The organism is Nitratiruptor tergarcus DSM 16512, assembly GCF_027946175.1.
Taxonomy (GTDB): Bacteria; Campylobacterota; Campylobacteria; order Campylobacterales; family Nitratiruptoraceae; genus Nitratiruptor; species Nitratiruptor tergarcus.
The window spans coordinates 522,750-545,572 of the sequence record NZ_AP026671.1 but is presented as its reverse complement, the minus strand read 5'-3'; the positions used below and the strand labels follow the sequence as shown (position 1 = coordinate 545,572).

General features: G+C 36.2%; 24 protein-coding genes. 12 read left to right on the top strand and 12 right to left on the bottom strand.

Going from position 1 to position 22,823, the window contains the following annotated elements; genetic code table 11:
- Positions 1–187 precede the first annotated feature (187 nt).
- The 6 genes from NITER_RS02950 (at position 188) to NITER_RS02925 (ending at position 4,827) form a co-directional block, all read left to right on the top strand.
- On the top strand, positions 188–1,492 hold the full coding sequence (locus tag NITER_RS02950; protein WP_084275957.1) for a S41 family peptidase: 1,305 nt from the start codon (positions 188–190) through the stop codon (positions 1,490–1,492).
- Positions 1,489–2,208 carry a phosphoribosylaminoimidazolesuccinocarboxamide synthase gene (purC, locus tag NITER_RS02945; RefSeq protein ID WP_084275958.1) on the top strand — a complete coding sequence of 240 codons (720 nt, stop codon included), beginning with the start codon at positions 1,489–1,491 and terminating at the stop codon, positions 2,206–2,208. The genes NITER_RS02950 and purC overlap by 4 nt, the downstream gene beginning before the upstream one ends.
- Positions 2,205–2,450, top strand: coding sequence for a phosphoribosylformylglycinamidine synthase subunit PurS (purS, locus tag NITER_RS02940; protein ID WP_084275959.1), 246 nt, complete (start codon positions 2,205–2,207; stop codon positions 2,448–2,450). Before purC ends, purS begins: the two co-directional genes overlap by 4 nt.
- Entirely contained in the window at positions 2,447–3,118 is a 672-nt protein-coding gene (gene purQ / locus NITER_RS02935) for a phosphoribosylformylglycinamidine synthase I (protein WP_084275960.1), read from the top strand. Before purS ends, purQ begins: the two co-directional genes overlap by 4 nt.
- A gap of 97 nt (positions 3,119–3,215) precedes the next feature.
- A complete protein-coding gene (locus NITER_RS02930; protein WP_084275961.1) occupies positions 3,216–4,148 on the top strand; it encodes a hypothetical protein in 933 nt (310 codons plus the stop codon).
- Positions 4,126–4,827 (top strand): lysophospholipid acyltransferase family protein, encoded by a 702-nt coding sequence (locus NITER_RS02925; protein WP_084275962.1) that lies wholly within the window; start codon positions 4,126–4,128, stop codon positions 4,825–4,827. The genes NITER_RS02930 and NITER_RS02925 overlap by 23 nt, the downstream gene beginning before the upstream one ends.
- Here NITER_RS02925 and NITER_RS02920 read toward each other — a convergent pair.
- The 5 genes from NITER_RS02920 to NITER_RS02900 are packed head-to-tail and all read right to left on the bottom strand — an operon-like array spanning position 4,805 to position 8,427.
- Positions 4,805–5,380 (bottom strand): ABC transporter ATP-binding protein, encoded by a 576-nt coding sequence (locus NITER_RS02920; protein WP_084275963.1) that lies wholly within the window; start codon positions 5,378–5,380, stop codon positions 4,805–4,807. The two genes, NITER_RS02925 and NITER_RS02920, sit on opposite strands and share 23 nt — an antisense overlap.
- Positions 5,377–5,712: a zinc ribbon domain-containing protein YjdM gene (locus NITER_RS02915; RefSeq protein WP_084275964.1), complete on the bottom strand. Its 336-nt coding sequence runs from the start codon at positions 5,710–5,712 to the stop codon at positions 5,377–5,379. Before NITER_RS02915 ends, NITER_RS02920 begins: the two co-directional genes overlap by 4 nt.
- A 44-nt stretch (positions 5,713–5,756) precedes the next feature.
- Complete coding sequence (locus NITER_RS02910) at positions 5,757–7,106, bottom strand: HAMP domain-containing sensor histidine kinase (protein ID WP_084275965.1); 1,350 nt, start codon at positions 7,104–7,106, stop codon at positions 5,757–5,759.
- Positions 7,100–7,768, bottom strand: coding sequence for a response regulator transcription factor (locus NITER_RS02905; protein WP_084275966.1), 669 nt, complete (start codon positions 7,766–7,768; stop codon positions 7,100–7,102). The genes NITER_RS02910 and NITER_RS02905 overlap by 7 nt, the downstream gene beginning before the upstream one ends.
- A complete protein-coding gene (locus tag NITER_RS02900) occupies positions 7,768–8,427 on the bottom strand; it encodes a phosphate signaling complex PhoU family protein (protein ID WP_281847939.1) in 660 nt (219 codons plus the stop codon). Before NITER_RS02900 ends, NITER_RS02905 begins: the two co-directional genes overlap by 1 nt.
- Before the next feature lie 128 nt (positions 8,428–8,555).
- On the opposite strand from NITER_RS02900, the gene pstS reads away from it, so the two are divergent.
- The 5 genes from pstS (at position 8,556) to pstB (ending at position 13,347) form a co-directional block, all read left to right on the top strand.
- Entirely contained in the window at positions 8,556–9,566 is a 1,011-nt protein-coding gene (pstS, locus tag NITER_RS02895; RefSeq protein ID WP_281847938.1) for a phosphate ABC transporter substrate-binding protein PstS, read from the top strand.
- Between the two features lie 28 nt (positions 9,567–9,594).
- The gene (locus NITER_RS02890) at positions 9,595–10,767 is read left to right on the top strand and encodes a hypothetical protein (RefSeq protein ID WP_084275972.1); all 1,173 of its coding nucleotides are present in this window, start codon (positions 9,595–9,597) and stop codon (positions 10,765–10,767) included.
- A 116-nt stretch (positions 10,768–10,883) separates the two neighbouring features.
- Complete coding sequence (gene pstC / locus NITER_RS02885) at positions 10,884–11,738, top strand: phosphate ABC transporter permease subunit PstC (RefSeq protein WP_084275974.1); 855 nt, start codon at positions 10,884–10,886, stop codon at positions 11,736–11,738.
- On the top strand, positions 11,735–12,562 hold the full coding sequence (gene pstA / locus NITER_RS02880; RefSeq protein WP_084275976.1) for a phosphate ABC transporter permease PstA: 828 nt from the start codon (positions 11,735–11,737) through the stop codon (positions 12,560–12,562). Before pstC ends, pstA begins: the two co-directional genes overlap by 4 nt.
- Positions 12,562–13,347, top strand: a complete 786-nt coding sequence (gene pstB / locus NITER_RS02875) for a phosphate ABC transporter ATP-binding protein PstB (RefSeq protein WP_084275978.1) — start codon at positions 12,562–12,564, stop codon at positions 13,345–13,347. The genes pstA and pstB overlap by 1 nt, the downstream gene beginning before the upstream one ends.
- Here pstB and NITER_RS02870 read toward each other — a convergent pair.
- Complete coding sequence (locus NITER_RS02870; RefSeq protein WP_084275980.1) at positions 13,344–15,149, bottom strand: mechanosensitive ion channel domain-containing protein; 1,806 nt, start codon at positions 15,147–15,149, stop codon at positions 13,344–13,346. The two genes, pstB and NITER_RS02870, sit on opposite strands and share 4 nt — an antisense overlap.
- Positions 15,146–16,381 carry a glutamate-5-semialdehyde dehydrogenase gene (locus NITER_RS02865; protein ID WP_084275982.1) on the bottom strand — a complete coding sequence of 412 codons (1,236 nt, stop codon included), beginning with the start codon at positions 16,379–16,381 and terminating at the stop codon, positions 15,146–15,148. Before NITER_RS02865 ends, NITER_RS02870 begins: the two co-directional genes overlap by 4 nt.
- A 122-nt stretch (positions 16,382–16,503) precedes the next feature.
- Between NITER_RS02865 and NITER_RS02860 the strand changes: the two genes are divergently transcribed.
- Positions 16,504–17,460 carry an NAD(P)-binding domain-containing protein gene (locus NITER_RS02860; RefSeq protein ID WP_084275984.1) on the top strand — a complete coding sequence of 319 codons (957 nt, stop codon included), beginning with the start codon at positions 16,504–16,506 and terminating at the stop codon, positions 17,458–17,460.
- On the opposite strand, the gene NITER_RS02855 is transcribed toward NITER_RS02860, so the two are convergent.
- The 5 genes from NITER_RS02855 to gatB are packed head-to-tail and all read right to left on the bottom strand — an operon-like array spanning position 17,451 to position 22,784.
- Positions 17,451–18,182, bottom strand: coding sequence for an HDOD domain-containing protein (locus tag NITER_RS02855; RefSeq protein WP_159445325.1), 732 nt, complete (start codon positions 18,180–18,182; stop codon positions 17,451–17,453). The genes NITER_RS02860 and NITER_RS02855 overlap by 10 nt on opposite strands.
- Positions 18,163–19,074, bottom strand: coding sequence for an NAD(P)H-dependent glycerol-3-phosphate dehydrogenase (locus NITER_RS02850; protein ID WP_084275987.1), 912 nt, complete (start codon positions 19,072–19,074; stop codon positions 18,163–18,165). The genes NITER_RS02855 and NITER_RS02850 overlap by 20 nt, the downstream gene beginning before the upstream one ends.
- Positions 19,071–19,784, bottom strand: coding sequence for a potassium channel family protein (locus tag NITER_RS02845; protein WP_084275989.1), 714 nt, complete (start codon positions 19,782–19,784; stop codon positions 19,071–19,073). Before NITER_RS02845 ends, NITER_RS02850 begins: the two co-directional genes overlap by 4 nt.
- Positions 19,765–21,357, bottom strand: coding sequence for an ion transporter (locus NITER_RS02840; RefSeq protein WP_084275991.1), 1,593 nt, complete (start codon positions 21,355–21,357; stop codon positions 19,765–19,767). Before NITER_RS02840 ends, NITER_RS02845 begins: the two co-directional genes overlap by 20 nt.
- Positions 21,354–22,784 (bottom strand): Asp-tRNA(Asn)/Glu-tRNA(Gln) amidotransferase subunit GatB, encoded by a 1,431-nt coding sequence (gene gatB, locus NITER_RS02835; protein WP_084275993.1) that lies wholly within the window; start codon positions 22,782–22,784, stop codon positions 21,354–21,356. The genes NITER_RS02840 and gatB overlap by 4 nt, the downstream gene beginning before the upstream one ends.
- Between the last annotated feature and the right edge of the window lie 39 nt (positions 22,785–22,823).

Genomic DNA, 22,823 nt, shown 5'->3' with positions numbered 1-22,823 from the left:
TTATTGATTTAGTAACCAAAATATTTCTAAAAAGAATCTTATCATAATAGTATAAAATTCTTTGATACTTTAGTAGCACTACAAAAGAGTAGCACCATAAAAGGATACTATATTTAGCCAATTTTTAGTATTTATTCCATATAATATTTGCTCTAAATAAATTATAAGAATGCGGGAGCAATAAAACATGAAAAAATCCCAACCCTTCATTATAGGTGCAGCCGCTGCGCTTATGATATCGAGTTCTCTTATCTTTGCTCGCAGCGACTACGATGCAAATATAACAGCAAAACTTCAAGCAATTGCAAAATTTACTAAAGTAGTCAATACTGTTGAAAAGTATTATGTAGATCCTCTTACAATTGAAAAGATTATTGAAAAATCGATTGCTGGCCTTTTAAGTAATCTTGATGCACATTCAGCTTATCTTGATAAAAAACATTTTAAAGAGTTGCAAATCCAGACATCTGGAGAGTTTGGTGGACTTGGTATAACAGTCGGAATGCGTGATGGTGCTCTAACAGTTATAGCTCCATTAGAAGGAACACCTGCAGATAAAGCAGGACTCAAAGCAGGTGATATAATTCTCAAGATAAATGATAAGTCAACTCTTGATATGACTCTTGATGAAGCAGTCAACCTCATGCGAGGAAAGCCTGGTACTAAAATCAAACTCACTATTTTTCGTAAAGGTGAAGCAAAGCCTTTTGTTGTTGAAATCACCCGTGACATCATCAAAGTTAAGTCTGTCTATGCAAAACGTATCCTCAAACCTGAATATCTCTACATCCGTATAACTAACTTTGATAAAAAGGTTGTAAAAGATGTACAAAAGATACTCAAGCAAAACAAAAATAGTAAAGGTATTGTTATAGATTTGCGCAATAATCCAGGAGGGCTTCTCGATCAGGCTGTAGGATTATGCGATCTTTTTATCGATAAGGGAATAATCGTCTCCCAAAAAGGAAGAGTAAAAAGTGAAAACAGAGTTTACACTGCTCATAGCACAGGTACTATCAAAAACATACCTTTAGTAATTCTTGTCAATGGGGGAAGTGCAAGTGCAAGTGAGATTGTAAGTGGTGCATTACAAGATCATCACAGAGCCGTAATAGTTGGTGAGAAAACATTTGGGAAAGGGAGTGTACAAGTCATTTTACCAATAGATAAAGATGAAGCTATTAAACTTACAATTGCTCGTTACTACTTGCCAAGTGGACGCACTATCCAGGCAAAGGGCATTACGCCTGACATTATTGCTTATCCAGGAAAAGTACAAAAGAAAGAGGATGAGTTTGCTATCAAAGAGGCTGAACTCAAAGCACATCTCAAAAGTGAACTTGAAAAAATTGAAGGGAAAAAGCCTGAGAGTAAAAAAGAGAATAAAAAAGATAAAAATATCATAGATGAAGAAAAACTCTATAATGACGCACAGCTCAAAGAGGCTTTCGATATTCTCAAAGCATTAATAATTGCAAAGGAGTCTAAGTGAAAAAACGTGAACTACTTTATGAAGGTAAAGCCAAAAAAATTTATAAAACCGATGATGAAAACATCTTCATTGCAGAGTTCAAAGACGATCTTACTGCCTTTGATGCCCAAAAAAGAAGCCAAGCGCAAGGAAAAGGTGCACTTAACTGTCAAATAAGCGCACATCTTTTTAAGCTCCTGGAAAATCATGGTATTAAAACGCATTTTGTTGAATGTATCAGCGATCATGAAATGGTTATTAAAAAAGCAGATATGATTATGATTGAAATTGTTGTAAGAAACATTGCAACTGGCTCTTTGACAAAACGGTTAGGCATACCTGACGGTACAGTGCTGCCTTTTGCACTGGTAGAATTTTATTATAAAAATGATGAACTCCACGATCCTTTAATTAACGATGAACACGCTTTGATTTTGGAGCTCGTAGATCATGAAAGCGAACTTGAAGAGCTCAAGCGTCTTGGACGAGAAATCAATGTAGTACTCAAAAGCTTTTTTGACAAAGCCAACCTCAATTTAGTAGACTTCAAAGTAGAATTTGGCAAAGATAGTGAAGGCAATATTATTCTCGCAGACGAAATTAGCCCTGATAGCTGTAGATTTTGGGATAAAACAAGTGGAGAAAAACTTGATAAAGATCTTTTCCGCCACGATTTAGGTGATGTAAAAGTAGCATACGAAGAAGTACTCAACAGAATTCAAAAGGTAATGTCATGAAGGCTATAGTCAATATTCATCTCAAAGAGGGTGTTCTCGATCCTCAGGGAAAAGCGGTCAAACATGCATTGGGATCTCTAGGATTTCAAAATGTAGAAGATGTAAGAGTTGGTAAGCAGATAATTCTTACTCTCAAAGATGATCTTTCTGCAGACGAGGCAAAAAAAGAGGTAGAAGAGATGTGTGAAAAACTTCTTGCCAATACTGTTATAGAAGATTATACGATAGAGATAGTACAATGAAAGTAGCGATTATCAGATTTCCGGGAACAAACTGCGAATTTGATACAGAGTATGCATTTAATATTATTGGAGCAAAAACAACAATAGTCTGGCATAAAGATCAAGCACTTCCTAAAGATATAGATCTTGTAGTTCTTCCTGGTGGATTTAGCTATGGAGACTATCTCAGAAGTGGCGCAATAGCAAGGTTTAGTCCAATCATGCAAGCTGTACAAGAGTTTGCCAAAAAAGGTGGCTATGTATTGGGTATATGTAATGGCTTCCAAATTCTCTTAGAATCCCATCTGCTTCCTGGAGCCATGAAGCGTAATGAAAATCTTCACTTTATCTCCAAGTTTCAATATATTAAAGTACTTTCTAATAACAATAAATTTCTCTCATTACTGGAAAATGGAGAGATTCTCAATATTCCTATCGCACATGCCGAAGGAAACTATTATGTTCAAGAAGAGATACTTAAAAGTATGTATGATAACGATCAAGTGATTTTGCAATATTGTGACAAAAATGGGGAGTATGATAATCCAAACGGAAGTGTTGATGCAATAGCTGGTATATGCAATAAAGACAAAAATGTTTTTGGACTTATGCCCCATCCAGAGAGAGCCTGTGAGAAGATTCTTGGTAGTGAAGATGGAATAAAGATGATTAAAGGATTTATGTATTAGAGTACTTGTCTATTTTCTTGTAATCTCTTCTACAACAATCATGTTATATGCTTCGGCTATTCTGGCCGAATGGCATAAAATCCCTCAGACAGTTTTTTTGCACCAAATAGTCCCGGTAACTATTCGCTATCTTAATTCCGATGCAGAAAATAATGTTTCATTTACTTTTATAAATGAGCAAAATGTCTCTTTGCGCGCCATGCAAGAGTCTTTGATTCAAGATGAACTTTATCACTACAAAACACTCTATTTTAAAATTCTTGGTATGCACGCTAAACTTCCCGATATTATCCTTACTACACAAAACTATACTACCACATTGCAAGGTCTGCCTTTACAAGTAAATAATCTTAACTATCCTCGCGATTTTTGCAATGTGCTGGCTAAAAATCTTTATATAATTCAACACAAAAGTGTGCAATTTAACCAACATGTTAATCTTGTTGTCATGAAACTTGAAGGCAATCTGAGTAATTTGGAAGATTTTGCTATCCCTTATGCACAAAAAGGTGAAATTAAAGAGATCAATGAAAGCTTTCCTGTTGCACAGATCATATATTATGCATTTATACCTGCAGCTATCAATGAGCTGAAAATGAGCTATTTCAATACAGACAAAAGAGAGTTTCAAAAGCTCTCTTTTCCTATCAAAGTAAAAGATGAAATTGTCAGTACACAATCAGACATTAATCCTGCTGAAGATAAAAACAAAACACTTAAAATAACTATTTTTGTTACACTGGGAGCAGTATTACTTTTGCTAGCTTTTTGGCTACGTTCGATTTTCAATGCTCTCTTAGCACTACTTGCATTTTTCTATGCTGGGTATCTCTCTATGCCAATGCAAAGGGTCTGCTTAAAAGAAAATAGCAAAATCTATATACTCCCTACAAAAAATAGCACAATCTTTCGCATCAATCACCATCGACAAAAATATGTCAAACTCAACGAAGTATCCGGCTATGTAAAAATAGAGTTAGAAAACAATAAAGTAGGATGGGTAAAACATGAAGATCTTTGCCAAAATTAGAGGTATTTATGCAGCACTTGTAATATTAATTATGGTAACTCTTAACATCTTGGCATTTTTACTTTTTCCCAAAAAACATTATAAAAAACTCAAAACATTCTTCACCCGTGCAATCTTACAACTCCTTGGTATCAAAGTAGTAACAGAAGGGAAACCAGATCCTACAGTAAAAATGATCATTATGAACCACTCGAGCCTCATTGATATTCCAGTAATCGAAGCAACATTTCCTTATGATATGGTATGGATCGCTAAAAAAGAGCTTTTTGATACTCCATTTTTTGGCCTTTTACTCAAACTTCCTGAAAATATTCGCCTTGATAGAGAAGATCGCAAATCTCTTGTTCATCTTCTCAAAGAATCAAAAAATAAAAGTCAAAATAAAATAATTGCTATCTTTCCTGAAGGCACACGTGCTAGAGGAGACAGGCTATTGCCATTCAAACCGGGAGCAAAAATTATTGCCGAAAAACTTCATCTCAAAGTGCAACCTGTGGTCATCGTTTGCGCAAGGGCAAGATTTGATAGCAAGAAGCTTGAGCTCAATCCTGGCATCATCAAAGTAAAATATTTACCCAGCTTCACACCGGATCCTCAAACTGATTGGCTAAGAGATCTGCGCAGCAAAATGCAAGAGATTGTAGATAAAGAGCGTACTACTCTGTGCCCAACTCAATAATGCGATCGCTACACCATTTGGCAAGCGCCAAATCATGTGTAATGAGCAAAATCCCTACTCTATCAAGATAGCGCAGTAGCAGCTTCATTACTTTAAGACTTGTGATATTATCCAAAGCACTTGTAGGCTCATCTGCTAAGATGAGTTTTGGCTTCATCATAATTGCACGGAGTATTGAGCAGCGCTGCAGCTGCCCGCCAGAGAGCTCATGGGGAAGTTTATATAAAAGCTTTGAATCGATATCCATCTGCAAAGCTAATTGCTCAATACCATCTATATCACAAACATCAGAAATTTGATCTACTATTTTATACGTAGGATGAAAAGAGGTGTAAGGATCTTGAAAAATCATACTGAAAGGCTCTGTAATAATATTGCCTCGTATTGGTTTTAAAAAACCTGCAATCAATTCAAAAAGAGTACTCTTGCCAACCCCACTTGGTCCTACTATAGAGACAATCTCACCTTTGTGTACTTCCAAAGAGAAATCTTGAAAGAGAAGATTTTCTTGGGAATAACCAAAAGTAAGATGCTCTATTTTTAAAACACTCATGCTTTTTTTACAAATTCGCTTTTAAGCTTCATTGCTCCAAATCCGGGAACTTTACAATCAATATTATGATCTCCTTCACAAAGACGAATATTTTTGACTTTCGTTCCCCCTTTGATAGATCCACTTGCACCTTTGACTTTGAGATCTTTAATCACAATTACATCATCGCCATCTTGTAATATATTTCCGTGAGCATCTTTGACAGTTAGTCCTTCTTCTTTCTTCTGGGCATCCTCTTTTGTAAACTCATATCCACACTCTGGGCATATAAGCAGTTCTCCATCTTCATAGACATATTCACTACCACATTTTGGACATTTTGGTAAACTCATAATTCTCCTTTTTTGGTGTAATTATACTTTAAAAACAAAGTTTTTTATTGCAAAGGTTTTAAAGAAAATCGAAAAACTGATCCTTTGCCATATTCGCTCTCTATCTCCAGCTTAGTCTGATGAAGCTGTAAAATATACTCCGTAATATAAAGCCCAAGTCCCATGGAGTTATCCCAACTTTGACGCACTCTGTAAAACTTTTTAGTAAGTTTCTTTATCTCCTTTTCCTTTATTCCAATTCCTCTATCTATGACCTCCAAATAATCATCTTTAATACGCACCACGACTGCAAGCTCAGAATATTTCAAAGCATTATCCAAAAGATTAAAAAGCACGGTTTCTATCATATATTTATCTGCATAAACTATAAAAGGCTTGCACTCTACCTGAATTTCTCTATTTTTATAGCGCTGATGAATAAATTCAACCGCCTTTTGCAAAGCTTCACACATATCAAAATGCTCTTTATGAGGCTGCAAGGAGCCGCTTTCAAACTTCATAGCCAGTGCCAATCTATCAATCATATAGCTAATTTTCTGGCTTGCATTGTAAATCTTTTCAATAAATCTCTTTTGCAGTTTCTGCGGAACCTCCTCTTCCAAAAGAGTCTGAGCATATCCATCTATAACGGCAACAGGATTTTTAAATTCATGGCTAATTGCACTAATAAGCTCTGTACGCTGTTTTGAGATCTGCTTGATTTTTTGCGTATAGCGCTCCTTTTTTGCTTCCCTTTTTTGAAGCCTCTTTGCAAGCTTTTGCAAATGCTTTGATAAAAGCTCAAACTCTTTGGCAAAAGAGACTTTTAAACTCTTCTCATACTCTTTGTGCCACAGAGCATCTACATAGTCTAAAATCTTTTGCACTTCAGCTTTAATTTTTTTGCTTAAAAAGAATGAAACCAACAAAGCTATAAAGATAAAAAGGGCAAATATAGCCATAAAACGGATCCAAAGAGCTAAAAAATGCTCATTTATCTCTTTTAGCGGTTTGGCAAGACGCAAAAATTTTCCATCACCAAGCCTCTTGGCTACATACAAAAAGTCTTGGTGCAAAGTAGCTGAATACCTTACGCTCCTTCCCCACCCTTTTTTCATTGCCTCTTTGATTTCAGGGCGGTTAAGGTGATTTTCCATACCCTGTGGATCAAAACGGCTCTCTGCAAGCACTTTGCCACTGCTATCAATGAGAGTAACCCTTGCATGCACTTTTTTATCAATCTTTTTAACATCTATCTTTTCATCTAAAATTTTTAGAATAGTTTTAAGCTCATTTGTAAAGTTATCAATCTCTATCTGGCGGATTCCATAGTAACTAAAAAGACTTACCAAAACAAATAAAACGCCCAAAAGCGCCAAAAGATGGGAAAAAAAGATCTGATGAAGTCTTAGCATAGCTTATATCCAACTCCCCGCACCGCTTCGATGTAGTTTTTCTCTTTTTTTGGATCAATCTTTTCTTTAAGACGCTTGATTGCTACATTGACACTGCGCTCTTGTTTAATATCCCTCCAAACATGCTCCAAGAGATAATCTCTGCTGAGTACTTGACCTCTATTTTTTAAAAACTCACTCAAAAGCTCAAATTCAAGTTTTGTTAGCTGCACCTCTTTGCCTTCAATAAAACATTTGTGCGAAGAGGGATGAAGCTCAATATCTCTATATTTTAAATTAGAAGCAAAGAGATCCGGACGGCTTCTGCGAAGGACTGCTTGGATTCTTAGCAAAAGCTCATTAAAATTAAAAGGTTTTGTAATATAATCATCTCCCCCACGCATAAATCCCATTTCTATATCACTCTCACTATCTTTTGCCGTAAGAAAAATAACGGGAATGTCATATCCTCTATTGCGAAGATTTTTTACAAACTCGCTCCCCTCAACTCCCGGTAAATTTCTATCAACTAGCATCAAGGCTACATCTTCCTCTTCTAAAAAGTGCTCTACATTTTTTGTAGATAAAAAACCCTCTACTTCATATTCTTTAGAAAGACGAAACTCTAAAAGCTCTAGCAAATCTTCTTTGTCTTCAATAACGACAATTAAAGGTTTTGCCATTAAAAGCTCTCCAATTTTCCGCCTTTTTTGGCAAATAGCAGCAATTTTGCAATTTCAACGGCTCTGTCTGCCGTGCGCTCAATTTTTCTTGCGGTAGAGAGCACATTGAGATAATCTGCAATTTTCTCGCTATCTTCACAAAGATCTGAGAGAAGCTCTTTTTCAAAAAGCTTAAATATCTCATCCGTTTTACTCTCTTCTACCATCGTTTTGCGATAAAGCTCCTCTCCATCTTCGCTTTCAATAATATCTAATGCAAACTCTATTGCCTTAATAGCAGTCTCATGCAGTTGAACAACATACTCATCAAGTTTTGAAAAATCGATCTCATTTGCAATATGGCGCTTCATAGTTTTGGCATAAGTTTTGGCATAATCACCAATTCGTACAATTTCATTAGTGAGTTTGATATAAGCAATTAGCTCTCTTAATTCACTCGCCTCCGGACCAAAAAGAGCAATGATTTTTACTACATCATTATCTATATCTCTTGCCTCCTCATCCATTGTTTTCACTAACTCAATAACCGCTTCAAACTCATCCAAATCTTTGTTTTTAAAAGCGCTGAGTGCTACTTTGTGGGCTGCTACAATCTTTTTTGTAGCATCTTGAACCATACTATTGAGTTTTTTTACTCTTTGCTGATAGGTTGTAAGCATCCGTTTTACCCTCATTCTAGTTTTTTAGGCATTATAATGCACAATTGTAACAAAACAGTTACACCTTGTAACCAATTTGTCATTTTTACTTTTTATACTTTCAATGTCAAAATCAAAAGGGAGAATGAATGAGAAGCATTGCAATAACAGCTCTTGCAGTAGCGGCAATCGCTACAAGCAGCTTTGCTGAGCGTATTAACGGAGCAGGTGCCACGTTTCCAGCTCCACTTTACTATGCATGGGCATATAATTACTATAAGGTAACAGGAAATCAAATAAACTATCAATCTATTGGAAGTGGGGGCGGTATTAAACAAATTAGTGCTAGAATTGTTGATTTTGGAGCAAGCGATAAGCCTCTCAAACCAAAACAGCTTGATAAAAAAAGACTCTACCAATTTCCGGCTGTCATTGGAAGTATCGTAGTAGCTTATAATGTTCCAAATATTCCAGACAATCTTAAACTTGAAAACAAAGATGTAGCCGATATTTTTCTTGGCAAAATAAAATACTGGGATGATAAAGCAATTGCCGAAGATAATCCAGGTGTGAAACTTCCTCATAAAAAAATCGTTGTTATTCATAGAAGCGATGGCAGCGGAACGACTTTTAATTTTACCTATTTTCTTACACATATTAGCAAAGATTGGGCAAGCAATGTAGGAACAGGAAAAGCAGTAGACTGGCCTGTAGGGCTAGGCGGCAAAGGAAATGAGGGAGTATCAAACCTTTTAAAACAAACCCCTTACAGTATCGGCTATGTAGAGTATGCCTACAAAAAACAGAACAACTTCAAAGCTGCCACTTTGCAAACGGTAAGCGGCAAATGGGTAGCACCGACTGAAAAAAATTTCCAAGCAGCAGCTTCTCATGCAAAATGGAGTCCAAAAAACCACTTTTACCAAGTCTTGGCACTGCAACCAGGTGATAACAGCTATCCAATAGTAGCTGGGACTTTCATTTTGCTTCCACGGGAAAAAACCAAAACAAACAAAAAAGTAACGGCTTTCTTTGACTGGGCTTTTAGAAACGGAGATGAAGAGGCAAAAAGATTGGGATATATTCCGCTTCCGGCATCCACGAAAGATATCATCAGAAAATATTGGGAAATGCACAAAATTGCTCCCAAGAGCAAATAAAATATAAACTTGAATGAAAGGAAAAAATATGAAAAAAATAGCTTTGAGTTTATCGGCATTTGTAGCAACGTCTTTAATGGCTGGAACAATTACTCTCTATCAGGATAAAGACAGCGGTGCAATCTATACAAAACCTGGACCAAACAGAGTAAAGCTTGGGGATTTTATAAGTGTTCAAGATATAGCTAAGCAAAACCAAAAAATCCGCAACGAGATGACAAAAGAGATAAAGGGAACAAAAGTTTTTAGCAAAGTTCCAAAGCTAAAAATAAACGGAGTCCACTACCTTGGATATCATTATACAGACTATGATGATAAAAACAGAGCTGATAAGAGCACTGTTGAGACAAGAAGAAACTACTTGCAAGTAAAAGCCTACTGGAATAAGCACGATTATGCAAGAATTACACTCGATACCCATCAGCAAAATAACGGCGACTGGGTAGCAAGACTTAAATATGCATACCTTTATTTAAGCAACATTCTCCCCTTTACAGGCGTTGAATTTGGTCAGGTTCATAGACCTTGGATAGATTATGCTGAGCATCACGGATGGCTTTATAGAAGTATTTCCGAAACATTTGTCGAGACTCGCAATGCAGCGCATGTAATTAATTCAGCTTCTCCTGGTATAAACTTTAAAACTAAAACAGACTACTTTACAAGCGAAATTGGACTATTCAATAACGGCGGATATCATAGCGTTAAAAGCGGAACTGGACAAAGCTTTGAGTGGCGCTTAACATATGAAGCTCTTGGAACTGGAAAAAAACACGTGCATGCAACAAGTGATGAGTGGCTCAATATTTCTTTTTTTGGACGCTATCTTACTGGGACAGATAACGGACAAAACAAAGATACCATTACAGGACTCCACGCTGTATATAATACTCCGATGTTTCTCATAGGTGGTTATTTGATGAAAAATGACAATAATGGCGGACCTCATGATGGAAAAGGTTGGAGCGTAAATGGAGAGTTTAGACCAATCAAAGATTGGAGCATTTTAGCCCGCTATGACCACTGGAAAGTAACTCCTGCAAGCAACATTGATTACACAAAGAAAAATATCATTGCGGGCGTAGCATACACGTATAACAAAAATGTGAAATTTATTGCAAATATTGATAAATATACAGATGATCAACCTAACAATAGTAACAAAATCGATTACCTCCTCACCGCTGAGGTACATTGGTAAGAGGCTTCCTCCTCTTACCATACTATTTATTCTTGCTTTTCTTTACCTACTTTGAATGTAACTGTTTTGTAATTTAGCTTTCTTATAATACATCCAAATTTTCAGCGGAGGCATCTGTGCAAAAAGCCATTGATTTAACATTTGAAAATTTAACAAAAATTGCGGCATTTTTTGTTCTTGTAGTCTTAGTAGCTATTTTTTGGATCCTCTTTCAAGAAGCCAAACCTGCTATTGAAGCTTTTGGCCTCAAATTTTTACTCAACACTAAATGGGCTCCAAATCTTGAGATTTTTGGTGGAGCCCCTGCGATTTATGGCTCAGTAGTCTCTACTATTATCGCTATGGCTTTAGCAACACCTGTTGCTATTGGTGTGGCAATATTTCTCACTGAAATAGCACCAAAATTCCTCAAAGCTCCTACAAGCATAGCTATAGAATTGCTCGCAGCCATTCCATCTATAATTTACGGAATGTGGGGTCTTTTCTTTTTTGCTCCTATTATCCGTGATGCCTTTGGTGGAAGCGGACTTGGACTGCTAACGGCCGGAATAGTGTTAGCAATCATGATTTTACCCTTTATGGCGGCAATTACGCGAGACAGTATGAATACAACACCAGATGTGCTTAAAGAGTCTGCATACGCTTTAGGAGCCACTAAGTGGGATGTAATCAAAGATGTAGTGTTGCCCTATGCGAAAGCCGGAGTTATTGGATCAATCATTTTAGCACTAGGGCGAGCAATCGGTGAGACAATGGCGGTAACTTTTGTAATGGGAAACGTTCATAAAATTCCAAAAAGCCTAATTGAACCTGCAACATCCATTCCCGTAACTTTGGCCAATGAATTTACAGAAGCTGATGGAGATCTCTACTATGCAAGTCTTTTTTACTTAGCACTTATCCTCTTTGTTATCAGTTTTATTGTCATTGCGGTTGCAAAATTTTACTTTCTTAAAAGAGGTAGCAGATGAAAAGGCGAAAAATTATAAACTTTATCGTTATGACTCTCTCAACCCTAAGTGCTCTTCTTGGAATTTTTTTTCTCTTTTGGATTCTTTGGACGCTTTTTTCCAAAGGAATTTCAACTATGAGTCTTGATATCTTCACCCAAGATACACCTCCACCAATGAGCCCTGGTGGACTTCGTAATGCAATAGTAGGTCAACTTATTTTGGTAGGTGTTGCAAGTGCCATTGGAATACCCTTGGGACTTCTAGCAGGCACTTACCTCAGCGAATTTGGCAAAAAAAGCCGCTACACAGAGTTTATCCGCGATATCAGTGATATTATGATGAGTGCGCCTTCTATTGTTATTGGAGCGTTTGTATATGCAATTATAGTAGCTCCTATGGGACATTTTAGCGGATGGGCGGGAGCTGCTGCTTTGGCTATAATGATGATACCAATAGTACTGCGCACTACTGATGATATGCTGGGCCTTGTTCCTGAGTCTCTACGTGAGGCAGCATACGCCTTAGGAGCTCCAAAATACAAAGTAATTTTGCAGATAGTCTATCGTGGAGCAAAGGTAGGAATAGTAACGGGGATTTTACTCTCAATTGCCCGTATCGCAGGTGAGACAGCGCCACTTCTCTTTACATCTTTTAACAACAACTTCTATACAACCAATCTCAACGAAGCGATGCCAACTTTGACAGTTACGATGTTTAACTTTGCAACAAGCCCGTATAATACTTGGATAAATCTTGGCTGGGCAGCTGCATTTTTACTCGGTATGTTTGTTTTTGCTATTAATCTTATTGGACGCTTTATAATTAGAAAAAGGAAAAAATAATGGCAACTGTTTGTGAGGTAATTGAACCAAAAGAGTTAGAAGTTAAAAATTTTTCTTTTTATTATGCTGGCAGCGATAAGCTAGCTTTGAAAAATATCAATATGCCTATTGCAAAAAAAAGAGTCACTGCTCTCATAGGTCCTAGTGGTTGCGGTAAATCAACACTCCTTCGCTCATTCAACCGTATCCATGATCTTTATCCCGGTAACCGCTATGAGGGAGAGATCCTCTTTGAGGGGCGCAATATTTTAGATAAAAAGATAGATCTTATTCACTTACGCACCCAAATAGGAATGATTTTTCAAAAGCCAACCCCTTTTCCGATGAGTATTTTTGATAACGTTACTTATGGGCTAAAACTACAGGGTATTAAAAACAAAAATGAGCTTGCCGGACGTGTAGAAGAAGCACTAAAGGGCGCAGCACTCTGGAATGAAGTAAAAGATAGACTTAAAGAGGATGCTATGGCTTTAAGCGGCGGGCAGCAACAGCGTCTTTGTATCGCTCGAGCAGTAGCAGTCAAACCAAAAGTTTTGCTCTTTGATGAGCCAACTAGTGCACTCGATCCAATATCAACTCAGGCCATTGAAGAGCTGGTAATTGAACTTAAAGAGCAGATGACCATCCTCATAGTTACGCACAATATGCAGCAAGCCGCTCGTATCAGTGACTATACTGCATTTATGTATCTTGGAGAGCTCATAGAGCTTGGAGCGACAGAAGAGTTCTTCATCAATCCAAGAGAGAAACTCTCCGAAGATTACATCACAGGAAAATTTGGTTAAGAGTTTTCCTCTTTTTTAAGGACAACTTCAATAGGAGCATCCCCTTTACGAATATGAATATCTCGCTGAGGGAATGGTATTTCGATACCATGCTCATATAATGCATCATAGATTAATATTAAAAATCGTGAAGTAGTTCTTTTGGGATAGAGAATCTCCTCTCCTTTCACCCAAACTAAAAGCTCAAAATCAACACTGCTATCGCCCATTCCTGTCATAATAACACGGGTATGCCGTTTTGGTGTATTATAAATATCTGTAAAACCACTCTTCTCAACAGCTTCTCTCACCACTTTAATCACTTTATGCACATCTGTTCCATAGGCTACTCCAAAAGGAATACGAAAACGACGTATGCGATCGTTCATTGTCCAGTTAATCACTTTATTTTGAATGAGATCTTGATTTGGAACAATGACATCTATATTATCATTTGTGGTAATTGTAGTAGAACGCATCCGTATATCGCTCACATGCCCTCGTAATTCACCATCAATCTCTAAATAGTCTCCTATTTTGATACTGCGTTCAAACATCAAAATAATACCTGAGACAAAATTGGAAACAATATTTTGTAGACCAAAACCGATACCAACTGAAAGAGCACCAGCAACAATGGCTAAAGATGAGAGGTCAATACCTAAAGTATTGAGAGCCAAGAAAAATGCAATAATGACAAGGAGATAATAGCCAAGATTTGCTAAAAGCGTAGCAGTAGACTGTGTAAAATTTTTACTGCGATATGAGATATTTTTTACATAGCTTTTATATAAAGTACCAATAAAAATTCCCAAAATAAATATTAAAAGAGCCAAAAAGAGCTTAAAAGAGCTAATTGGAATACCATTGATAGTAAAAAGAGGCTCGTTTGCTTTTTTCCAAATTGTTTTGAGTAGAGTCTTTATCTCTTCAAAAGTAGCACCTTTAAGAGTCTGTGCTTTTCCTAAAATAGAAGTAGCTAATGTTGAAAGAAGCTCATTAATAGCATCTGTTAAATCAGATGAGTAGTACTTTTTAGTAAGATTTACTATCTCTTTTTTGATGCTAAAAACATCCTTACTTCTATTAGTCTGCAAAGCAAAAAGAAACTCTTGAAAAAGTATCCCTAATTTTTTTTCAATACTTTGCCTCTCTTTTTTTTGTAAAAAATCTATCTGTTTTTGTAAATAACTTGTATCTTTCCCTAGTAAAACTCGTCTTTCTAATTCTATATTATATGCCTGTATCTTTTTTCGAATTTTTTGAAGATCATCTTCTATCGCTGCCAAAGCCTTTGCACTATCACTCTTTTGCACAGGAATAGACTTAATACCACTAATGAGTAAATTCTTTATATTCTCTTGCACTTTAGCGAGCATATCGACTTTTTTTTGTGCAAGTGCTTTCTCTTTTACATAAAAAGCATACTGCAGCTCTAAATCATTAAGATTAGTAGCATTATTTTCTAAACCTGCAATTTGTGAGCGTAAAACGTCAAGTTTATCATCTAATGTATCAATAGTTTGTATAAGTACCTGCTTTTGCTTTGCTACATCTATATAAGTATCAATAAGTTCTAAAAGATCGTCCTCTTTTTTTGGAGGTGAGAGTTTTGGTGGCTCTATTTTTGTAGAGCTCTTTTCGAGGTCTATAAGCTTTTTCAAAAGTGCTTTTTGCAAACTCGTATCTTCATTTGTCTGCTTTTGCTTTGAAATTTGATGAAGCAACTGCCTATAGAGTTTGCTATCTCCCTGAATCAACGTTTGATTGATATCTGCTGCAAAAAGCGTAAAAGCAAAAAAGAGAAAAAAGAGTAATCTCATTCGCGAATCTGTCCTTCGCCATAAATCTTATATTTATATGTAGTAAGATCATTTATACCCATAGGTCCTCTTGCATGAAGTTTGTTTGTAGAGATCCCCACTTCTGCACCAAAACCAAAAACACCTCCATCAGTAAAACGGGTTGAGGCATTCACATAAACGCACGCCGCATCAATAGCATTGAGAAATTTTTCTGCTGTTGTATAGTTTTCTGTTACAATCGCTTCACTGTGTCCGCTGCCATATTTTCGAATATGTTCTATCGCTTCATCTACACCATCAACTACTTTGATTGAGAGAATATTTTCTAGATATTCTGTATGAAAATCCTCCTCAGTAGCCTCTTGTATATCTATTACCTCCCTAGCAACAGCGCATCCTTTAAGAAGTGTCTTATATGGCTTAAAGGCTTCATAGAGTTTTAAAAGCATCTCATCTTTAATAGCATAATCAACTAGCAGTGTCTCCATCGCATTGCATACGCCGGGTCGCTGCACTTTTGCATTGACAGCAATTTTAATGGCTTTATCAAAATCTGCGTCCTTATCGATATAGGTATGACAAAGCCCTTTATCGTGTTTAACAACAGGAACAGTAGCATGCTCACTTACATAGCGAATAAGTCCCTCTCCCCCTCGAGGAATAATGAGATCTACATATTTGTCCATTTTAATAAGTTTATCTACACCTTCTCGACTATAATCTGGCAAAAGTGCTATAATCTCTTTTGGAAGACTGTTTTTGACTAAAACATCTTGTAAAATCTTTGCAATCGCTTCATTGGAGTTTTGCGCCTCTTTGCCCCCTTTGAGGATTACAACGTTACTTGATTTAAAACATAGTGCTGCTGCATCGCTCGTAACATTTGGACGAGATTCATAGATAATTCCTATAACTCCTATGGGTATTGACACCTTCTCAATTCTGAGGCCATTATCTATCTCCCAACCCTCAAGTACTCTTCCAACAGGTTCTTTAAGCATTGCTATTTCACGAATAGATTGTGCCATTGCACTTACACGTTTCTCATCAAGATAGAGTCTATCTTTAAGAGCCGAAGAGAGATTTGATCTTTCGGCATTTTCCATATCTTTTGCATTTGCTTCTAAAATCTCTTGACTCTTTTCTTTAATTGCATCTGCCATTTGCAGAAGAATCTCTTTTTTCTCTCCACTTTTGAGCTTGAGTAACTCGCTAGTGCTTTGCTTTGCTTTTTGCAAAAACTCTTCCATCAAACCTCCTCTAAAGTTTTTAATATTGTAGCAATTTCGCCCTTTTTAAGCTATTAAAAGCTCTATTTATCTTCTTTTAAGAAATAAGGCTCCATAATAGTAGAAAATTATAAGGAATTCTAATGCAAAAAGTTTACGATATAGCCATCATAGGAGCCGGTCCTGCAGGTATTGGAACAGCAATCGAGAGTTTTGCGTTTGGTATTAAAGATATACTTCTCATAGAAAAAGCCCAAAACCATAGTGCAACGATTCGCACGTTTTATAAAGATAATAAACGTGTAGATAAAGATTGGATGGGACAGAAAGTTGAGTGTGAAGGAAACATAGTATTTATGGATGGAACGAAAGAGACAACACTCGATCTTTTCGATAGGCTTCTTGATAAGCATAAAATAGAGACAATGTTTAATACCGAAGTGGAAAAAGTTGAAAAGAAGCAAGATCTCTTTGAAATTTTTACAACAAATAATGAAAAATTTCTTGCTAAAAATGTAGTGATAGCAATTGGCAAGATGGGCAAACCAAATAAACCTTCATATAAAATCCCCCCTTCAATCAAACAGTTTATCAATTTCAATCTTGATAAATGTGGTAAAGGAGAAAAAATACTTGTCGTTGGAGGAGGCAATTCAGCAGCAGAGTATGCATACTTTTTAGCTGATAGTAATGACGTTACTCTCAACTATAGAAGAGAAAAATTTACACGCCTCAATCCTGAAAATGAAAAAATTATCAATGAATATGTACAAAAAGGCAAACTCAAACTAAAAATGGGTGTAGATATTGATCATTTAGAGAGTGAGCATGGAAAACCAAAAGTGGTTTTTACAGATGGCTCAAATGAAGTGTACGATCGTATTATATATGCAATAGGTGGTACTACACCTACGGAGTTTTTAAGAAAATGTGGCATAGAGCTTGAAGGAAAGAAAGTTGCAGTAGATGAAAGCTATCAAACAAAAACACCAGGCCTTTACGCAGCAGGAGACATCGTCACTGAGACTGGCGGAAGTATTGCTATAGCTCTCAATCATGGCTATGCGATTGCCAAACATATCAAAGAGAATCAGAGATGAATCTTTGATGTCTCTTCATATTTTTCTCTGTTTTCTTCTATGAGTTCGGCTTTAATATTTATAATATCTCTTGCTATAAAAATAGCTCTTTGATGAAGATTTTCCTGCTTTTTAAAATTTTTCATCAAATCAACCATATTTTTTTCAAAATTCCATTTATCAAATATATATGTAGTAATCTCTATTGTATCAAAACCAAACTGGCTCTTTTCAATTTCATCAAGTTCATTGAGAGAGATATTTTCATCAAATTGAAGCTCAATGTTCTCTTTTTTTGCATAATTAGCAATAATTATTTTAGCGATATCTGCTAAAAATGCAGTATTGCTCACGAGAAATTTATCTTTTTTATTCTCTATCAGTTGTCCTGCTATTACACTTTTTCGTTGAGATAAGCGCAAAAAATCCTCTGTAGATATATGATAGAGTTCGAGATCAAATGTCAAAAGCTCATTCACATAAGATGCAAGAGCAAACTCTATAATCTTATCTAAACCAAAAAGCACAATTGCTTGACGTATATCTACAATTTCTCTTGCAAATTCATAGATAGGGGAATTAGCGATTTTGAGGATATTAGCTACAAGAGCAGGATCTTTTTTTATTATGTTTTCAATATCGTGAGCATTGTAAGCATCCATATAGTATAAGTTTTGTAACTCATTTATCACATTCGGTACGGGAGGAAGATTTTCTACCGCATCAACAATTGCTGCTATCATTTTCATTCCTTTCAAGTAAATCAATAATGCTCTGTTTTGGATCTTTCCCTTGGAGAATACGATATACCTCATTGGCAATAGGGGTATAAATTGCATATTCTTTAGCTATCTCATATATCGCACGTGCTGTATATACACCTTCTGCAACTTCTCCTAACTCTTTTAAAATCTCTTCAACTTTTTTGCCCTGAGCAAGGCCTAGCCCTACTCTATAGTTGCGCGAAAGCTTACTACTAGCAGTCAAAAAGAGATCCCCCGCACCACTTAGTCCCAAAAAAGTCTCTTTCTTTGCTCCAAAGCGCTCGGCAAATCTATCCATCTCTACTAGTCCCCGTGCCAAAAGTGCAGCTCTTGCATTATTACCGAGTTGAAGCCCGTCGCAAATACCTCCCGCAATAGCAATAACATTCTTATACGCTCCTGCAATCTCTGCACCAACAATATCATCACTGATGTATGCTTTCATAAAATCTGGAAAAGCTGCAGCATATTTTTTTGCAAGATTTTCGTTTGTTGAATTTACTACCACAGCCGTAGGCAGCCCTTTGCTCACTTCAGCAGCAAAAGAGGGGCCAGAAAGAAATGCTAAATGATTTAGGGGCAAGTACTCTTCAAGTATTTGATTGAGAAATTTTTTTGTTTTTATATCTATTCCTTTACTTGCCAACATTACTTTATGATGAGGTGAGAGAGGATGGGCTTGAAGCCACTCTCTGATAACTTGTGCAGGAAGCACGAGGATAAGATACTCTAGAGTTAAAATCTCTTCCAATGAGACAAAATTTGTAAGATTATGCTTATGCCTTGATGTAATATAGACCTCATTTTTTTGCAAGAGTGCAAAATGCAGGGCTGTTCCCCATTTTCCTGCTCCAATTATTCCTATTTTCATTGATTCACCTTTTTGAGCTCTTCCTCAAATTTTTCAATATCCCACTTTTTACCTATAACTACCAAAATATCGCCTGCATCAATTTTATGATTGATTCCCTTTGTAAGAAAAGTAAATTTTCTTCCTAGCTCTATATCTACAATACCTATTACAATAATACGAAAATCACGTGAAAAGTTGATCTCTTTTATATTTTTACCATCAAGAAAAGAGCCTACAGGTACTTCAACCTCTTTAAAAATAAGAGATTTATCTTTATACAAAATATTATCTATTGCTTCTGCAACAGCAGGTTTTTCCAAAACAAAGTAGAGTCTATTAGCTGCAGCTACCATTGTATCAATAACCTTATTGGCACCAGCTAGCAAAAGTTTTCGCTCACTCTCTTTTGATTCACACAGAGCTATAACTTCAATATTTCTAAAGAGTGCCTTCATTGTAATTGTAAGATAGATATTTTTCTCTTCCTCATCAAAGGCACAAAAGACACGCTCAAACCCATACTCCAATACTAATTCTGTAAGCTGCTGATCGCTTTGGATATCAATGACAAAAAGATTTTCAAACCCATCGTTTGAAGCAATTTTTAGCGCGTCTTTACTCTCTTCAGCAATGAAGATTTCATATCCTTCCAAGGCAAGATTTTTAGCTATCTGTTCACCATATCTTCCAAAACCGAGCAATAAAATCTTATTTTTTCTTTCTGACATGCTGCAAACTGCTTTCTATCACTTTAGATTTAAAATGTGCTACACTTACACTATATCCCATAATAACCAATACATCACCACTTGTAAGCTGAAAATCTTCAGGCGGATTAAAATGAAATTTGTAGCGAAACTCTTCAAGTTTTGCATTTGGATCGATTTTTACAATTCCCAACAATATGAGCCTATATTTTTCAAAATCGATATCTCCCACTTTTACCCCATCTAAGAAGGAATCCTTCACTACCTCTACTTGATCGCAGAGCGCATTTTTTTTAGCTGTAAAAATGTTGTTGATCGCTTCTACTGCAATAGGCTGCTCAATAATTTTCGTAGCAAAAAAACCTGCTGTTATATAAGGAGATATAAGATAATCTGCTCCTGCCAATCGCAATTTTTTATGAGAGGAGACATCGATTGTGCGAGAAACCAAAAATGTATCTTTACTAAAACTACGAATATTGAGACAGATATAGATATTATGCATATCGCTATCAGTAAGAGCCATAACAGCTTTAACTTTTTCAAAATTTATTCTTCTAAAAGTATCTTTTTTCGTTGCATCCTCACATATCGCCAAAAATCCCTCTGCAAGCGCTTCATCCACAACTTTTTTATCTAGATCAACTATAAGGAGTCCTCTTCCCTCTTTTTTGAGTCGCTTTGCAAAAAGTTTTGCCATGTGTGTATAGCCACAAATAATATAAAACTCATCGAGTCTTTTAATAGAGTTAATAATTCTGTTTTCTTTAATTTCTGTGAGCTTTTCACTAAAAGCTGAAACAATAATCGACGTAGCAAAAGAGATAAGTCCTACGCCCACAAGAATAATAACAAGAGTAATACTGCGTCCCTCAGCCGTTTGTGGCGTAATATCACCATATCCAACAGTAGAAATTGTCACCAATGACCAATAAAAAGCATCAAAGAGTGTGGAGATAGCAGGATTTTTCTGCTCTTCAAATACATAGAGACTTATTCCCGATACCAAGACTACAAATGCTACCAAAAGCAAAAGGGTATAAAGTTCGATTTTCTTTGAAGAAAGAACTTGGAAAAAGTGGGTAATATTTTGAGAATAGCGTAAAAGTTTAAAAACCCTAAAAAGTACGAAAATGCGTAGGATTCTCACTTCTCTATAGCTTGGTATGATGGCTAGAAGATCTATAATTGCCAAAGGAGAAAATATATATTCAAGTTTCTTTTTAATTATCTCTTTGCATACCTTTTTGAGATCAAAAGGTCTTGACAAAAAAACAGATTCTTCAAACTCTTCTATAATAATCTTGCGACTATCATTGTAAATCCACATGCGAAGAAGATATTCTATAATAAATACACCTGTTACAAAATAGACATCATAGTAGTAAAGCCATTTATTAATAGGTGTTTTAACCTCCTCAATAATGATTATTACACTACTGAGAATCAAAAAAATCATAAAATAGTCAAAATATTTTTTATATTTATAGTCATCATTTTCCAAGAGATTTTTGAAAAATCTCTTGATTTTATTGTATGTAATAGAGTTATCCAGAAGAAAAGCTAAATCTATAATGAGTTGTGCTATTTTCAAGAGAGCTTCTTCCTCAAAAGCTCATTGACGAGCTTTGGATCTGCTTTACCTTTACTCGCTTTCATTACTTGCCCTACAAAGAAACCAAACAGCTTCTCTTTACCAGCTTTGTACTCAGCTACTTTCTCTTCATTTTTCGCCAGTATCTCGTCAATCATTGTTTCAATTGCACCTGTGTCAGTAATCTGTTTGAGTCCAAGCTTCTCAATTGCCTCATCTACATCAACACTTTCTTCCATGAGATAATCAAGTACATCTTTCGCTGCTTTTCCACTGATAGTTTTATCTTCAATTCTTTGCACAAGTTTTGCAAGCTTTTGACTATCTACTGGAGATGAAGTGATATCAAGACCCTTTTCATTGAGACGTGCTGCAAGCTCAACTGTAAGCCATGTTACGGCATTTTTTGGCTCGATCCCTGTTGCTACCATCTCTTCAAAAAAGTGTGCCCGCTCTTTTGATTCTGCTAACAAAGCTGCATCATACGGCTTGATACCATACTCTTGGATAAAACGATCTCTTTTTTGATCAGGTAGTTCTGGAATATTTTTTGTCTTTTCAAAAAACTCTTCTGGAATCACAAGAGGCAAGAGATCTGGATCTGGAAAGTAGCGGTAATCCGCACTCTCCTCTTTTCCACGCATACTGCGTGTTACACCTTTATTCGTATCAAAAAGGCGTGTCTCTTGAACAACTTCCTCATCATACACTCCATCTTCCCATGCTTCTATATGGCGCTGCACTTCATAATCGATCGCTCTTTGAATGAAACGGAATGAATTGAGGTTTTTAATCTCTACTCTTGTGTAGAGTTTCTCGTCTCCTTTTGGTCGTATAGAGACATTTGCATCACAGCGAAAAGAGCCCTCTTGCATATTGGCATCACTAATATCAAGATAGCGTACAATTGCATGGAGTTTTTTGAGATACTGTACAGCCTCTTCGCTACTTCTAATATCTGGATCGCTCACAATTTCAAGCAACGGTGTACCTGCACGATTAAGATCTACTTTACTTATTTCTCCTTCATGAATATTTTTGCCCGCATCCTCTTCCAAATGGGCACGTGTAATACCAATTTTTCGTTTACTTCCATCCTCTTTGTCAATAAAGAGGTATCCTCTCTCTACAATAGGAATCTCAAACTGACTAATTTGATACCCTTTTGGAAGGTCAGGATAGAAGTAGTTTTTACGGTTAAAAATCGATTTTTTATTTATTGTTGCATCGATAGCCCAACCAAACATCATTGCTTTTTTTACAGCCTCTTCATTGATAACTGGCAAAGCTCCAGGAAGAGCCAAACATACAGGACATGTATTTTTATTTTGTCTTTGTGCAAAACTTGTGGGACATGAACAAAACATTTTTGTCTTTGTATTGAGCTGCACATGGACTTCTAGTCCAATGACTACTTCAAACTCCATAAAATTCCTTTTGATTTTTCTTTTTATTTTACTCAAAGC

Excerpts from the sequence above, each read along its gene's own strand:
- NITER_RS02845 (WP_084275989.1), bottom strand. The coding sequence starts at position 19,784 with ATGTCAGAAAGAAAAAATAAGATTTTATTGCTCGGTTTTGGAAGATAT.
- purS (WP_084275959.1), top strand. The coding sequence starts at position 2,205 with ATGAAGGCTATAGTCAATATTCATCTCAAAGAGGGTGTTCTCGATCCT.
- NITER_RS02855 (WP_159445325.1), bottom strand. The coding sequence starts at position 18,182 with ATGATAGCAGCAATTGTTGATGCGGTAGAAAATCTTCCTCCCGTACCG.
- NITER_RS02905 (WP_084275966.1), bottom strand. The coding sequence starts at position 7,768 with ATGGCAAAACCTTTAATTGTCGTTATTGAAGACAAAGAAGATTTGCTA.
- NITER_RS02865 (WP_084275982.1), bottom strand. The coding sequence starts at position 16,381 with ATGGAAGAGTTTTTGCAAAAAGCAAAGCAAAGCACTAGCGAGTTACTC.
- NITER_RS02860 (WP_084275984.1), top strand. The coding sequence starts at position 16,504 with ATGCAAAAAGTTTACGATATAGCCATCATAGGAGCCGGTCCTGCAGGT.
- NITER_RS02900 (WP_281847939.1), bottom strand. The coding sequence starts at position 8,427 with ATGCTTACAACCTATCAGCAAAGAGTAAAAAAACTCAATAGTATGGTT.
- pstA (WP_084275976.1), top strand. The coding sequence starts at position 11,735 with ATGAAAAGGCGAAAAATTATAAACTTTATCGTTATGACTCTCTCAACC.
- NITER_RS02910 (WP_084275965.1), bottom strand. The coding sequence starts at position 7,106 with ATGCTAAGACTTCATCAGATCTTTTTTTCCCATCTTTTGGCGCTTTTG.
- pstB (WP_084275978.1), top strand. The coding sequence starts at position 12,562 with ATGGCAACTGTTTGTGAGGTAATTGAACCAAAAGAGTTAGAAGTTAAA.
- NITER_RS02950 (WP_084275957.1), top strand. The coding sequence starts at position 188 with ATGAAAAAATCCCAACCCTTCATTATAGGTGCAGCCGCTGCGCTTATG.
- NITER_RS02925 (WP_084275962.1), top strand. The coding sequence starts at position 4,126 with ATGAAGATCTTTGCCAAAATTAGAGGTATTTATGCAGCACTTGTAATA.
- NITER_RS02890 (WP_084275972.1), top strand. The coding sequence starts at position 9,595 with ATGAAAAAAATAGCTTTGAGTTTATCGGCATTTGTAGCAACGTCTTTA.
- gatB (WP_084275993.1), bottom strand. The coding sequence starts at position 22,784 with ATGGAGTTTGAAGTAGTCATTGGACTAGAAGTCCATGTGCAGCTCAAT.
- NITER_RS02920 (WP_084275963.1), bottom strand. The coding sequence starts at position 5,380 with ATGAGTGTTTTAAAAATAGAGCATCTTACTTTTGGTTATTCCCAAGAA.
- pstS (WP_281847938.1), top strand. The coding sequence starts at position 8,556 with ATGAGAAGCATTGCAATAACAGCTCTTGCAGTAGCGGCAATCGCTACA.
- NITER_RS02915 (WP_084275964.1), bottom strand. The coding sequence starts at position 5,712 with ATGAGTTTACCAAAATGTCCAAAATGTGGTAGTGAATATGTCTATGAA.
- purQ (WP_084275960.1), top strand. The coding sequence starts at position 2,447 with ATGAAAGTAGCGATTATCAGATTTCCGGGAACAAACTGCGAATTTGAT.
- NITER_RS02870 (WP_084275980.1), bottom strand. The coding sequence starts at position 15,149 with ATGAGATTACTCTTTTTTCTCTTTTTTGCTTTTACGCTTTTTGCAGCA.
- NITER_RS02850 (WP_084275987.1), bottom strand. The coding sequence starts at position 19,074 with ATGAAAATAGGAATAATTGGAGCAGGAAAATGGGGAACAGCCCTGCAT.